The organism is Microcystis sp. BLCC-F210 (assembly GCF_042134685.1).
Lineage (GTDB): Bacteria > Cyanobacteriota > Cyanobacteriia > Cyanobacteriales > Microcystaceae > Microcystis > Microcystis aeruginosa_D.
In genome coordinates this window covers 3,463,946-3,477,199 of record NZ_CP169647.1, presented here as the reverse complement: position 1 = coordinate 3,477,199, position 13,254 = coordinate 3,463,946, and the positions used below count along the sequence as shown (strand labels likewise).

The window sequence follows — 13,254 nt, the reverse complement described above, 5'->3', positions numbered from 1 at the left end:
ACTGGTTACTGTTCACTATAGATGGGGTTTAACTTATGGAATTAATGATCGAAGATTTAATGGAACAATTGGTCGAGATGGGCGGTTCTGATATGCACATTCAGTCTGGTGCGCCAGTCTATTTTCGCATTAGTGGTAAACTTTCCCCGATTAATGAAGAATCTTTAACTCCGCAAGATTGTCAGAAGTTGATTTTTAGTATGCTCAACAATACCCAAAGAAAAGAGTTAGAGCAAAATTGGGAGCTAGACTGTTCTTATGGGGTAAAAGGATTAGCAAGATTTAGGGTAAATGTTTATAAAGAAAGGGGGGCTTATGCAGCTTGTTTACGAGCTTTGTCGTCTAAAATTCCTAATTTTGAACAATTAAATTTACCGGTTATAGTTCGGGAATTATCGGAAAGACCGCGGGGATTAATTCTCGTAACTGGTCAAACAGGTTCAGGTAAAACTACCACTTTAGCGGCAATTTTAGACTTAATTAATCGAACTAGATATGAGCATATTTTAACTGTAGAAGACCCAATTGAATACGTTTTTCCTAATATAAAAAGTCTATTTCACCAACGACAAAAAGGAGAAGATACCAAGAGTTTTGCTAACGCTTTAAAAGCAGCTTTACGGGAAGATCCTGATATTATTCTTGTGGGAGAAATGCGGGATTTAGAAACAATTAGTCTGGCAATTACTGCGGCAGAAACTGGTCACTTAGTCTTCGGAACTCTACACACTAGCTCAGCCTCGGGAACAGTGGATCGGATTATTGACGTTTTTCCTGCTAACCAACAGGCACAAATTCGCGCCATGTTATCCAATTCTTTACTAGCAGTTTTTAGTCAAAACCTAGTCAAGAAAAAAAATCCTAAACCGGGGGAATTTGGCCGGGCAATGGTACAGGAAATCATGGTGGTAACTCCAGCGATTGCTAACCTAATTCGCGAAGGAAAAGCCCCCCAAGTGTATTCAGCAATTCAAACGGGAATGAAGTTAGGAATGCAAACCATGGAACAGGGATTGGCTAATTTAGTTGTTAGCGGTGTTATCTCCTTTGAAGAGGCAATTTCTAAAAGCGGTAAACCCGATGAATTACAACGTCTTGTCGCTGGGGCCAGCGCTAACGCCAAAACTAAAGACCGTTTCTAATGATAAATACTGTTTAAAAAGTATAGGAGATTGGGGAGTACCGAAGCAGGGACAATAAATAAAAATAATCTCCTGACTCCTGATGGCTAACTGATAACTGATAACTGATTTGTCCTATGCCTACTTTTGTCGCACAAGTTAAAAACAGATCTGGAAAAGTTTTCCAAGAGAAAGTTGAGGCCATGTCTCCCGAACAGGCCCGGATGATGCTGAAGGCAAAATATGCTGCCGTCGGTAAAGTCAAAAAAGCGGGGGTAGAGATCGATCTTTCTGGTTTAGAGTTGATGTTTACCAGCATTTCCATCAAAGATAAAGCGGTTTTTTCTCGTCAATTTTCGGTGATGATTAATGCTGGTGTGGCGATTGTGAGATGTTTGGGAGTTTTGGGTGATCAATGCGGTAATCCCAAGATGAAAAAGGCCTTACAAGCGATTAGTGCTGAGGTACAGCAAGGAAGTCCGTTATCGGAAGCGATGGCCAAACATCCGGAGTGTTTTGATGAACTTTATGTCAGTATGATCGAAGCTGGAGAGACGGGAGGAGTACTTGATGAAGTGCTGAACCGTCTCTCGAAACTTTTGGAAGATATGGCCCGCTTGAAAAACCAGATTAAATCAGCGATGACTTATCCAGTAGCGGTGGGAATTTTGGCGGTGACTGTGTTTTTTGGGATGACAATTTTTTTAATTCCCGTGTTTGCGAAAATTTTCAGCGATTTAAAGGTCCCGCTACCAGCTTTAACCCAATTTATGCTCTTTTTAAGTGGTGTGATGCGTAGTTGGTTGATTTTAATTCCGATTGTCACCATTACTGCCACGGTTTTTTTACTGCGTCGCTATTACAAAACTCCGATGGGTCGTCTGCAAATTGACTGGTTTTTCCTTAAAATGCCCCTTTTTGGTGATTTGAATGAAAAATCGGCTGTAGCTAGATTCTGTCGGGTTTTTGGGACTCTGACGCGTTCTGGTGTCCCGATTTTGAGTTCCCTTGATATAGTTTGTAATACGGTGGGGAATCAAGTAATTGCCAATGCGATCGCTGGTGCCAAAACGGAAATTCAGCAAGGGGGAATGATGAGTTTAGCCCTACAAAAAGCCAATGTTTTCCCAGCTTTGGCCATTCAAATGATTAGCATTGGGGAGGAAACGGGAGAATTAGATGGCATGATGATGAAAGTGGCAGATTTCTACGAAGATGAGGTGGAACAGGCCGTTAAAGCTTTAACCAGTATCATTGAACCCTTGATGATGGTTGGTATTGCGGGGATAGTGGGAACTATTCTTTTGTCTATGTACCTGCCCATGTTTAAAATCTTTGATGCCTTGGGATAAGTTTATCAGTGATCAGTTATCAGTGATTATTGCCGGTAGCTTGAAATCAGCCAGATTTTAATTTTCATCTCCTTTTATTTGATTAGGTGAATCTGTGTCTTAGGAAACTTTTGGTTGTGCAAAATTACCGGCCAGCTTTGGTTGATGATTCCTTGGAATTAGTCGATCAAGATTAGTTGATTCTCTGGGTTAGAGCATAAAGGGAACAGTTTACGATGGTTAAGCTCCTAAAATCAAGCGCTGACGATGAAAATTAAGCAGCGAAATTTCTTGGCCAGAAACCCTTTCTAACATCTCGACGATATGATCAGGCTGTAGTAAAGTGCCATCATTGCGACAACTGCCCACATAGCACAAAACGGCTTGTTTGTCAACAGTTTTTAACTCTAATTCATATAATTGTTCTCGCAGATTAATCGTAACTTTTTTGCCGGATTTGGTGGTTTTTTCCCGTTCCATCACCGTTGCTTGCTTAATTGCCTCGATCCAATTTTGCCACTGTTGGTAGTCAATTCCCTCGCTATTAAAAGTGAGCAAATACTCGGCTTTTTCTAACAAACGGGTGGCAGCCGGGGCATTTAAGGGAATTTCTTCCACCTGATAAACTGGTAAATCTGCGGGTAATTGCGCTCTTAACTGCTGTTTAAAGGTCTCTAAATCGATCACTTTTGTCAATTCAAAATCGACAATCTCACCGCTACTGGTTGCTCCTAAGGATAAAGCATTGGCGATCGAAATGCGCGGACCGGGGTGGAATCCACCGGTAAAGGAAATGGGAATAGCAGCCCGACGGACGACGCGATCAAATAAACGCACGAGATCCAAGTGGCTAACTAGAGCTATTTCGCCAATTTTGCCAAACCAAACCCGAATTCTTTGGGCGCGTTCTTGATTGGGTTGAAAATGTCCGGCAAAAGCGGGAATCGCAGGCGCTTCAATAACGATATTATGGCCAAAATCGACGCTACAAACGCCACAATGGGAACAACCCTCAAAAGAACAATCGGGAACCGTTGCCGCGTCTAGAGCGCGTTTTAAGTCCTCCTCTAGCCATTTTTTATCGATACCGGTATCCAGATGATCCCAGGGCAAAGGACGCTCTAAAATATCTTTGTCTGTATCGGCAAAAATATTCCATTCTCCCTGTTCTACCTGACGATATTTCCAAGTTAAACCGGATTCTTCGATCGCCTGTGACCATGCTTGATAGGCTTTTTCTGTATTATCCCACCAAGCATCCATCCCGGCTCCCAATTGCCAAGCGCGCAGTACCACTTTCCCTAAACTTCTGTCACCGCGACCGATAAAATCTTCCATAGCCGAGATGCGGACATCGGTATAATTGACTTTTACCCCTCTCATACCCTGGAATTCCTGTCTTAATAACTCCTGTTTGCGGATAAATTCGGCCGTCGAGACGGAATGCCACTGGAAGGGGGTATGGGGTTTAGGGGTAAAATTCGAGATAGTTAGGGTAAAATCGAGGGGTTTCCGCTTCGGTAAACGACATTCCCGACGCAACCAACGCACCGTTTCCACGATACCGATGACATCCACATCGGTTTCCCCTGGCAAACCGATCATAAAATAGAGTTTGACCTTATCCCAACCCTGTTCGACAGCAGTTTTTATCCCTCTGAGTAATTCTTCGTTGGTTAACCCTTTGTTAATCACATCGCGCATCCGTTGGGTTCCCGCTTCCGGTGCAAAGGTTAAACCCGATTGACGGTTGCCCCCAATTATGTTAGCAATATTTTCGTCAAAGCGATCGACTCTTTGACTGGGTAAGGATAGAGATATATTCTCATTCTGGAGACGGTTTTTAATCTCCATACCTACGGCAGGTAGAGCTAGATAATCGGAGCAACTGAGAGATAATAAAGAAAATTCATTATATCCTGTCGCTCGCATTCCTTTTTCAATCGATTCGATGACTGCTTCCGGTTGCACATCCCGCGCAGGACGGGTTAACATCCCCGGTTGACAAAAACGACATCCCCGAGTGCAACCGCGACGAATTTCTACCACCAGGCGATCGTGAACCGTTTCCACGAAGGGAACTAAACCGATAGAATAGGCTGGAATAGGAGTGGCTACCCGGCGTAAAATTCTTTGCGGTACATCGTCACGATTGGGGATAACTGCACCGATTGGGGTGACATCGTAGAAACGCGGCACATATACCCCCGGAATTTGGGCTAAATCTAGTAATAGTTCTTCTTTGCTTAGATTAGCTAGTTTACCTTCTTCTAAAATTAAACCGATTTCTGGCAATAATTCTTCGCCATCACCGAGGGCGATAAAATCAAAAAAGTCGGCGTAGGGTTCGGGGTTAGAGGTGGCAGTTTGTCCCCCGGCAAAAATTAGCGGATAGTTACCCGAGTCTCTTTCTCTCCAAGTCAAGGGAATTGCCGCTAGGTCGAGCATTTCTAAAATATTGGTAGCTCCTAGCTCGTAACTAAGACTAAAACCGAGAATATCAAAATCTGTGAGGCAACGACGGGATTCTAGGGCAAATAGGGGGGTTTTTGTCTGTTTGAGTTTTTGGGCTAAATCTGGTGCGGGTAAATAAGTGCGATCGCAGAGTTGGCGAGGTTGTGCATTGAGGATATTGTAGAGGATAATATGGCCGAGGTTAGATGCCCCCACTTCGTACACTTCCGGATAGGTTAACACCCAACGAACCACGGCACTTGCCCATTCTTTATGTTTAGCGCCTAACTCGTTGCCCAAATAACGCGCTGGTCGAAAAATGTCGGGGGTGAGCAGTTGGTCTAAAGCAATAGTCACGGCAATCTACCTCAGATATCGTCAGCAATGGATGCTTTTCTACTATAGCAGCCAGAATCGAGTCAGTATTCAGGAGACAGGATACAGGGTTTTGGGGTGATAGGGTTTTGGGGTGATAGGGTGATAGGGTGATGAGACAGCTTCCCCACTTCCCTATTTACCCCACTACCCCAATTCCCCAATTCCCCACACCCCACACCCCACACCCCATCTCCCTAAAATTCCAGAGGCTATAAGATAATTAAGCAACGATGAAAGAACCGTTAATTGAATTGAGAGGAGTATCGAAAAGATTCGGGGATAACGTTATTCTCGAAGGTTTAGATTTAACCATTTATCGAGGGGAGGCCCTGGTAATTATCGGTCCATCGGGAACGGGAAAATCGACGGTTTTACGAGTAATTGCGGGATTAACGGGGATAAATGCGGGAGAAATTCGTATTAAAGGTCAATTACGTCAGGGATTGCTAGAAGATGGTCGAGAAGCGATGCGAACTTCCTTAGTTTTTCAACAAACGGCCCTGTTTGATTCTCTCACCGTCGGGGAAAATGTCGGTTTTTATCTTTATGAACAAACTAATTTAAAAAAAGCCAGAATTAGGGAATTAGTGGAAAAAAGCTTGGAAATGGTCGGTTTACAGGGAATTAGTGACCTTTATCCCTCGGAACTATCGGGAGGAATGCGTAAACGGGTGGCTTTTGCCCGCGCTATTATCACTAATCCCGATAATCGGGCCGATAATCCCGAATTACTGCTGTATGATGAACCTACCGCCGGATTAGACCCAATAGCTTCTACAATTATCGAGGATCTAGTGCGGACTCTCCACGAAAAATCGGGATCTGCGAACACCTATGTCATGGTTTCTCACCAACAAAGTACCATCCGACGCACCGCCGATCGAGTAGTATTTCTCTATCAGGGAAAAGTGCAATGGCAGGGAGTAGTGGCAGATATCGATCGTACCGATCATCCCATGATTCGGCAATTTTTTAGTGCCAGCATTGAAGGCCCGATTAGAACAATAGTTTAAGCTAGATTAAGCTAAATTAAGAAATATCGAGAATGAGAGAAAAATCATGCAGAGTTCGCGAGCTTTACGGGAAGGAAGACTAGGTTTGTTTGCCCTAGGCGGATTATTGGTCTTTGGGGCGCTCGCTATCTGGGTTCGCGGGGGAGGATTTGGTCAAAGAACCTATCAATTAATCTTCGAGTTTGCTGACGTGGAAGGGTTACAAGTCGGGGCGCCGGTACGTTTTCGCGGGGTGAGAGTGGGAAGAATTACGAGTTTTATCCCGGGGAGTAATCAAGTAGAGGTTATTGCCGAGATTGCTTCTGCTACTTTAGTTATACCTAGGAAAGTAACTGTTACTACCAATCTTTCCGGATTAATTGGGGAGGCAGCCATCGATATTACTCCCTTAGTTTCTCTAAGTGCTGAGGCCAAAAATCTCGACCCTCTGAGTCCCGACTGTGATCAACAGTTAATTCTCTGTAATAATACTCGTTTACAGGGGACAATAGGAACACAATTAATGTCTAGTGTTGGTCGTTTAGTGGATACTTTTACCAGTCCTGAATTTGTGGGTAATCTCAATGATGTCACCAAAAATACCGCTATAGCAGCCCAAAAAATCGCCCGTTTATCCGATGATACCTCCCAAACTATCCGTAATGCTCAAAGAGAAATTTCTCGTCTATCTTTGGAATTAGCTGCCACCAGTAGCTCGGTAACTAATACGGCTAATAATGCCTCCCGTTTTGTCAATACTTTAGATAATACCGTTCAGGAAAATCGCAGTCAAATCAGCAGAACTTTTCAACAATCTTCCCAATTAGTCGCTAATCTTAATGCTGTTCTCAGCGAAAATCGGGGACAAATTGTTAATACTCTCGATAATCTTAATCAAGCTAGTTTAGGTATTGGCAGTCTCACTAATAATCTCAATAATACCGCCCTGAGGTTGAATGCTGGTTTAGATGAAATTGATACTAAACAAGTCATGCAAAATATTGAGACGATTTTGAATAATGCGGTGGAGACATCGAATAATTTACGAGAAATTACTAAAACTATTAACGATCCTGCTACAATAGTCGTGCTGCAAAAAACTCTCGAATCTGCTCGGGTGACTTTTGAAAATACTCAAAAAATCACCTCCGATATTGATGAGTTAATCGGTGATCCCCAATTTCGCGAGAATTTAAGACGTTTAATCGATGGCTTAAGTAATCTGCTTTCTTCTGGGGAACAATTAGAATATAATTTGCGTATCGCTCAAACTTTAGATACCATGACTCAAGAGTTAGCTAAACAAAAAGTTTTGACCATCTCTCGACCTTCTTTAAATCCTCAGCAAATGCAACTCTATCCCCAAGTTATCGTTCAACAAACCCCCACGGGTGAAAAATGACAAAACAGCACAATTCAAGCGGTGAATTATGAATTATGAATTATGAATTAGGGAGAATAAATAAAAATCATCTCCTGTCTCCTGTCTCCTGACGGCTAAAATAACTGATAACTGATAATAATATGTTGAAATCAATTTGTATTACTCTTGGAACTCGTCCCGAAGCGATTAAATTAGCTCCCGTTATTCGTGCTTTTCAAGAATCGCAACAGTTTCAAACCCATGTAATTCTGACGGGACAGCATAAAGAAATGGTGGCGCAGGTGATGGAATTATTTGCTTTAAAAGCCGATGAAAATCTCGATATTATGCAAACTCGTCAAACTTTAACTGATATTACTTGCCGCAGTTTACGGGGTTTAGAAACAGTTTTTGATCGCATAAAACCAGATTTAATTATTGTGCAAGGTGATACTACTACCGCTTTTGCTGCCACTTTAGCGGCCTTTTATCAACAAATTCCTATCGCTCATGTGGAGGCAGGATTAAGAACTAATGATATCTATAATCCCTATCCCGAAGAAGCTAATCGTCGCCTAATTTCTCAACTGACTACCCTACATTTTGCTCCCACAACTTTAGCCGTAGAAAATTTACAAAAATCTGGGGTGACAGGAAATATTCACCACACCGGCAATACGGTTATTGATGCTTTATTAACCGTAGCCAAAACCGCACCAGAATGTCAAATTTTCGGCTTAAATTGGTCAGATTATCGGGTTTTATTAGCCACGGTTCACCGCCGGGAAAATTGGGGCGAACCCTTACAGGATATTATCAAAGGATTTACTTTGTTACTAGAAAAATATGCCGATACAGCCCTATTATTACCCCTACATCGCAATCCCACCGTCCGAGAACCAATTCAGTCCGCTTTGGGCAATCATCCCAGGGTATTTTTAACTGAACCTCTCGATTATGCCGAGTTAGTGGGGGCGATTCAACGCTGTTATTTATTATTAACTGATTCTGGGGGCATTCAAGAAGAAGCACCCAGTTTAGGAAAACCGGTTTTAGTATTGCGAGAAACCACAGAAAGACCGGAAGCAGTGCAAGCGGGAACAGCGAAATTAATTGGGACAAATCCCGAGCAAATTTTAGCCGAAGCGGGAGAATTATTAAGGGATAAAATCGCCTATGATCGTATGGCTAATGCCATTAATCCTTTTGGAGATGGACAAGCATCCCAAAGAATCCTCGAAATCGTCCAAGATTTTTTGGCTTAATCTATGACTACTTGGTTGGGTATCGACCCCGGATTAGCGATTGTCGGTTGGGCTATTCTCCGGGATAATAGTGAGTTAATGCCGATTTTAGTCGATTATGGCACGATCGAAACTTCTAAAAATCTTTCTACTGCCCAGCGTTTAATCGAAATTGAACGGGATTTAAAGGAGTTAATCGCAGAATATAAACCGGGGGAAATTGCCGTGGAAATGCCCTTTTTTAACCGGCAAATCAAGGCAGCCGGTGGAGTCCTGCAAGCATTGGGAATTATCAATCTGGTTAGCTGTCGCGATGGGGGAATTGAACCGATTTTCCTCCATCAAGCTAGTTGGAAATGTCATCTCGGCCATGGTAGGGCCACTAAAGCTGAGGTGTCCGAACAAATTAAGTATTTATTCGGATTGACAAAAATGCCCATTAATGATGCTGTAGATGCTATAGCGATCGCATACGCCGCTTTCAGTGGTGTTCGCAATCAAATCTCTTGAGGCAATTTGACGCAATTGGTCAAAAAATTTAGCTGGTGACTAACAGCAATCTTTAAGCTTGCACTATCTTAGTTCGATGGGACGGTTGAAGATAATAAGGCTTTCAAATATCTTTGATTAGCGTTGGGTTTCATGCTTCAACCGTTCGGCAAAAGCTCACGGCCGAAGCCCAACCTACCATATTATACTAAATCCAGTTATTAAAAACTGATTGTTTATTCTCCATTTTGCCTTTTGCATGAGTAGAAAACGGGTTTCTCGGAGAAACCCGTTTTCTGTGCGTTACTCAAGGGATTTAGTATTAGCAATCGCGCCAAAGGATTTAAGTGTTGACATTGTGATAATTGTCATCGTCAATGCTAACAAAAATATGGTATCATTCTTAAATAAGTATAAGTTTAAAATAATGAAAATAAAAGTTTCTCAAAAAAAGGGATCATCAAACGAAGTTAACCCTCAGTTAAAAGATATTGCCTATTCGATGGACGCACTGATTCCAGGCTTTTATATTTGGTTGGGTTCTTTTTGTTGGCGATTGGGGGGTAGTGATGCAGAAGAAAGTTATCCAGGAACAATACATAGTTTTGCTGGTATCAGCTTAGTTTTACCTGGTTATCAAATTTTTACAACCTATAAAGGGAGTTATGACCCTCGATAAGCATCAAATTGATGGTCTTTCTCTCATTTCATCTAAAACAATGCCAGCAGAAGTTTTTGAACAATTGATGTTCAATGCTGGTTATACCGTTGTTGGGTCTGCTCCAGCCAAGGGAAATAGAATTAAAGTCTGGTGGAATCATTCTAGTTTTCGTCGTGTTGAAGCAATTTATAGTGCCGATAGAAGTCTGGTTATTACGGCTTATCATCCATGAATCATGAGCTTTCTGTTACGAAAATATATTTATTGTTGACCCACAACGGGCCTAACCTACAAGATTAGCAATCGCACTGCCAGATATTATCATGGGATTGCCGCTTTGATTGACACAAGCAAAAACTTCAACAGATATAATGGGGCTTGACCGGTGGTATCAGTTATCAAAGCACGGCTCAAGCGATTGAAGGAGGAACTCTCATGAGTGAAGAACAATTTGAACTGGTACAAGGTAGCGGGAATGTGTACCGCGATTTTGGCGATGTAGATGCGGACGTGCTGCGACAAGCGAAAGCACTGCTTGCTGCTGAAATTATCAAGGTTCTGGAGAAGGAAGACTTATCAACCCGCGATGCTCAAGTGCGAACTGGAATTAATCACAGTGAATTTGTCCAGATTCGCCGTGCTAATTTGGGACGCTTTACTATTGACCGTTTGATATCAATTTTGGGTCGTCTCAATCAACAGGTTGAAATTACTATTACGACCTATCCAAGACCCACTGATTCTTCACCAATGGCATCCTAACTGTAATTGAGTGTAGTTCGATTGGAACGACCGCGCCACCAAGCTAGTAGAGTACTAGCGATAAAAATACTCGAATAGGCCCCGGCTACGAAACCGATAATTAAAGCTAGGGCAAAATATTTTAAGGTGCTGCCACCAAAGAGAAAAATCGCCACCAGAGGCAATAAAGTGGTCAGGGTAGTATTAATCGAACGACTTAGGGTTTGACTGACCGCATTATCGACAATTTCATCCACGGATAATTCGGGGGTATTGACAAAATTTTCCCGCACGCGATCATAAATTACCACTGTGTCATTAACAGAAAAACCCACAATTGTCAAGAGGGAAACCAAAAATAAACTATCCACTTCTACCCCCGCAATTAAGCCTAAAACCGCAAAGACCCCTAAAGTGATCAAAACGTCGTGCAGCAGGGCGACAATGGCAAAAAAAGCGTAATCCCGTTGAAAACGGAAGCTGAGATAGGCGGCAATGCCAAAAAAGGAAACTAATAAAGCTAAAAATCCTGACCTAAATAATTCTTGACCGATGGTCGGCCCAACTGTATCGATTTGACTGGTTTCGGGGTCAAAGGTGCCAATTTTCTGATTTAAGGTGTCGAGTAATTTCGTTCTCTGTTCTTCTACGAGGGTTTTCGTCCGCACCGATAAAGTATATTTATCCAACACCTGCACACTACTGTTACCCAATCCCTCCTCGTCTAAAATCACTTGCACTTCGGCAGTAGTTAAGGGTTTCTCACAGTTATTCTTTTTGGCACAGGCTAATTCTATCTGAATTCTCGTACCACCAACAAAATCTAAACTCGGTCGCAAAGGCGCTTGAATAGTGAACCAAGAAATCACCATGGCCAAAATACTACCAATTGTCAGCAGGGACGAGACTGTCCACCAAAATTTACGCTGTTTTGTAACGCGAAATGCCATATTGATTAAGTAAAAGGAAAAAGGGAATTTGGGGAGTAGGGAGTGGCAATCGGTGGGTTACGGCGAATATGAAATTATTGGTTAACAGCATAACTTGTCGTCGCCTAACCCACCCTACTGATTTGTCGGTAAATTAGGGCAGAAAAGTTGGGGTTTTTGACGGACGCTGGGGACGTTTAAGACGGTGATTAACAGGAGAGTACGACTACAGGTTAAAGCAGTAAACATACTCACAGCTACCCCAATGGCTAAAGTTAAAGCAAAACCCTTGACTAATCCCGAACCCAACCAAAATAGGGCAGCACAGGCGATTAAAGTAGTAACATTACTATCAAGAATACTGGAAAAAGCCCGATAAAATCCCGACTCCACCGCCCGAAATAGGGATTTTCCGGCCCTTAATTCCTCCCGGGTACGCTCAAAAATTAGTACATTCGCATCAACTGCCATGCCGATACTGAGGATAAATCCAGCAATACCGGGTAACGTCATGGTGACTCCCACTAGGGCAAAAGCTCCCAGCGCAAGGATAGTATAGATAATCAGGGAAATATCAGCTATAATTCCGGGTAAACGGTAATAAACCGCCATAAAGATTAAAACTAACAGTAAACCCACTAAACCAGCGTAGATACTGCGACGGATGCTATCCTGGCCTAAAGTTGCCCCGACGGTACGAATTTCCTCCACTTTGACAGGGAAAGGTAGGGAACCACCGCGCAATTGAATCGCTAGATCGTTGGCAGTTTCGGCGGTAAAATTACCAGTAATCACGGCCCGGCCCCCTGTGATTCCCGTTTGGGCAAACTCCACACCAACCACAGGGGCGCTAATTAATTCATTATCGAGGAAAATGCCAATACTGCGACCAGTACCCGCGATCGCTTTAGTCAGTTCGGCAAATTTACTGCCCCCTTCCGAGTCGAAAGTAATGGCTACTTCCCAGTTAGTGCCTTGGGTGGAACTAATGGTGGCATTTTGCAGATTTTTTCCAGTTAAGTCCACCGATTCAAATAAATTTAAAATTGCCTCTTTAGATTTCTGGAGAGATTGTTCTAGTTCGGCAATTTTAGCGGCATTTTCGGGTTTATTTTCCGCTTTAAGGGCGGCTAATTCCGCTTTTTTTTGTTGAAAAATTGAATATTCAGCCCGAAATTCTCCTTCTGTACCTTGTTTCTGCTGACGAAATTCTAATTGGGCCTGAACATTTAGGTTTCTCTCAGCTTCTTTGGGATCTGTGACCCCGGGTAGTTGCACAATTACCTGATTTTTACTGTCCACAGTCTGCACTAATGATTCAGAAACACCGAGGGCATTAACGCGATTTTCAATCACATTTTGTACGGCTTTTAAATCATTAGGTTGAATGGTTGTCACGGTTTCAGTGGGTTTAACCTGAATGGTTAATTGACTACCACCGCGCAAGTCTAAACCTAATTGTAGGGGTAACTTAATCAGGATAAAGATCGAGGCAACAACTAGGCCGATGATCAGTAACAATAACCAATTTTGTCTCTGCATAACTTCAGT

Annotated in this window: 12 protein-coding genes; 9 read left to right on the top strand and 3 right to left on the bottom strand. The window is 42.7% G+C overall.

From position 1 onward, the window contains the following. Positions 1 to 35 precede the first annotated feature (35 nt). The gene (locus tag ACE3JL_RS16710; RefSeq protein WP_271988490.1) at positions 36 to 1,142 is read left to right on the top strand and encodes a type IV pilus twitching motility protein PilT; all 1,107 of its coding nucleotides are present in this window, start codon (positions 36 to 38) and stop codon (positions 1,140 to 1,142) included. Between the two features lie 116 nt (positions 1,143 to 1,258). Beyond that, on the top strand, positions 1,259 to 2,473 hold the full coding sequence (locus ACE3JL_RS16705; RefSeq protein ID WP_271988489.1) for a type II secretion system F family protein: 1,215 nt from the start codon (positions 1,259 to 1,261) through the stop codon (positions 2,471 to 2,473). A 219-nt stretch (positions 2,474 to 2,692) separates the two neighbouring features. On the opposite strand, the gene ACE3JL_RS16700 is transcribed toward ACE3JL_RS16705, so the two are convergent. Continuing rightward, a complete protein-coding gene (locus tag ACE3JL_RS16700) occupies positions 2,693 to 5,263 on the bottom strand; it encodes a TIGR03960 family B12-binding radical SAM protein (protein ID WP_375327959.1) in 2,571 nt (856 codons plus the stop codon). Between the two features lie 251 nt (positions 5,264 to 5,514). On the opposite strand from ACE3JL_RS16700, the gene ACE3JL_RS16695 reads away from it, so the two are divergent. From ACE3JL_RS16695 to ACE3JL_RS16665, 7 genes are all read left to right on the top strand, one after another. Continuing rightward, a complete protein-coding gene (locus ACE3JL_RS16695; RefSeq protein WP_271988487.1) occupies positions 5,515 to 6,297 on the top strand; it encodes an ABC transporter ATP-binding protein in 783 nt (260 codons plus the stop codon). Between the two features lie 46 nt (positions 6,298 to 6,343). Then, positions 6,344 to 7,678 carry an MlaD family protein gene (locus ACE3JL_RS16690; protein WP_375327958.1) on the top strand — a complete coding sequence of 445 codons (1,335 nt, stop codon included), beginning with the start codon at positions 6,344 to 6,346 and terminating at the stop codon, positions 7,676 to 7,678. Positions 7,679 to 7,800: 122 nt separating this feature from the next. Further along, positions 7,801 to 8,904 (top strand): non-hydrolyzing UDP-N-acetylglucosamine 2-epimerase, encoded by a 1,104-nt coding sequence (gene wecB / locus ACE3JL_RS16685; RefSeq protein ID WP_271988485.1) that lies wholly within the window; start codon positions 7,801 to 7,803, stop codon positions 8,902 to 8,904. Positions 8,905 to 8,907: 3 nt separating this feature from the next. Beyond that, positions 8,908 to 9,393, top strand: a complete 486-nt coding sequence (locus ACE3JL_RS16680; RefSeq protein ID WP_150977987.1) for a crossover junction endodeoxyribonuclease RuvC — start codon at positions 8,908 to 8,910, stop codon at positions 9,391 to 9,393. Positions 9,394 to 9,631: 238 nt separating this feature from the next. After that, on the top strand, positions 9,632 to 10,051 hold the full coding sequence (locus ACE3JL_RS16675) for a hypothetical protein (protein WP_375327957.1): 420 nt from the start codon (positions 9,632 to 9,634) through the stop codon (positions 10,049 to 10,051). A 40-nt stretch (positions 10,052 to 10,091) separates the two neighbouring features. Next, positions 10,092 to 10,265: a hypothetical protein gene (locus ACE3JL_RS16670; protein ID WP_260441960.1), complete on the top strand. Its 174-nt coding sequence runs from the start codon at positions 10,092 to 10,094 to the stop codon at positions 10,263 to 10,265. A 203-nt stretch (positions 10,266 to 10,468) separates the two neighbouring features. Beyond that, positions 10,469 to 10,795 carry a helix-turn-helix domain-containing protein gene (locus ACE3JL_RS16665; RefSeq protein ID WP_271988483.1) on the top strand — a complete coding sequence of 109 codons (327 nt, stop codon included), beginning with the start codon at positions 10,469 to 10,471 and terminating at the stop codon, positions 10,793 to 10,795. On the opposite strand, the gene secF is transcribed toward ACE3JL_RS16665, so the two are convergent. Together secF and secD are read right to left on the bottom strand one after the other, a co-directional pair. Beyond that, entirely contained in the window at positions 10,792 to 11,724 is a 933-nt protein-coding gene (gene secF, locus ACE3JL_RS16660; RefSeq protein WP_375327956.1) for a protein translocase subunit SecF, read from the bottom strand. The genes ACE3JL_RS16665 and secF overlap by 4 nt on opposite strands. Positions 11,725 to 11,838: 114 nt before the next feature. Beyond that, the gene (gene secD, locus ACE3JL_RS16655; RefSeq protein WP_375327955.1) at positions 11,839 to 13,245 is read right to left on the bottom strand and encodes a protein translocase subunit SecD; all 1,407 of its coding nucleotides are present in this window, start codon (positions 13,243 to 13,245) and stop codon (positions 11,839 to 11,841) included. Positions 13,246 to 13,254: the final 9 nt, after the last annotated feature.

Coding starts and splice junctions, on each gene's coding strand:
- ACE3JL_RS16695 (WP_271988487.1), top strand. CDS start 5,515: ATGAAAGAACCGTTAATTGAATTGAGAGGAGTATCGAAAAGATTCGGG.
- ACE3JL_RS16690 (WP_375327958.1), top strand. CDS start 6,344: ATGCAGAGTTCGCGAGCTTTACGGGAAGGAAGACTAGGTTTGTTTGCC.
- wecB (WP_271988485.1), top strand. CDS start 7,801: ATGTTGAAATCAATTTGTATTACTCTTGGAACTCGTCCCGAAGCGATT.
- secD (WP_375327955.1), bottom strand. CDS start 13,245: ATGCAGAGACAAAATTGGTTATTGTTACTGATCATCGGCCTAGTTGTT.
- ACE3JL_RS16670 (WP_260441960.1), top strand. CDS start 10,092: ATGCCAGCAGAAGTTTTTGAACAATTGATGTTCAATGCTGGTTATACC.
- ACE3JL_RS16665 (WP_271988483.1), top strand. CDS start 10,469: ATGAGTGAAGAACAATTTGAACTGGTACAAGGTAGCGGGAATGTGTAC.
- ACE3JL_RS16710 (WP_271988490.1), top strand. CDS start 36: ATGGAATTAATGATCGAAGATTTAATGGAACAATTGGTCGAGATGGGC.
- secF (WP_375327956.1), bottom strand. CDS start 11,724: ATGGCATTTCGCGTTACAAAACAGCGTAAATTTTGGTGGACAGTCTCG.
- ACE3JL_RS16705 (WP_271988489.1), top strand. CDS start 1,259: ATGCCTACTTTTGTCGCACAAGTTAAAAACAGATCTGGAAAAGTTTTC.
- ACE3JL_RS16680 (WP_150977987.1), top strand. CDS start 8,908: ATGACTACTTGGTTGGGTATCGACCCCGGATTAGCGATTGTCGGTTGG.
- ACE3JL_RS16675 (WP_375327957.1), top strand. CDS start 9,632: ATGAGTAGAAAACGGGTTTCTCGGAGAAACCCGTTTTCTGTGCGTTAC.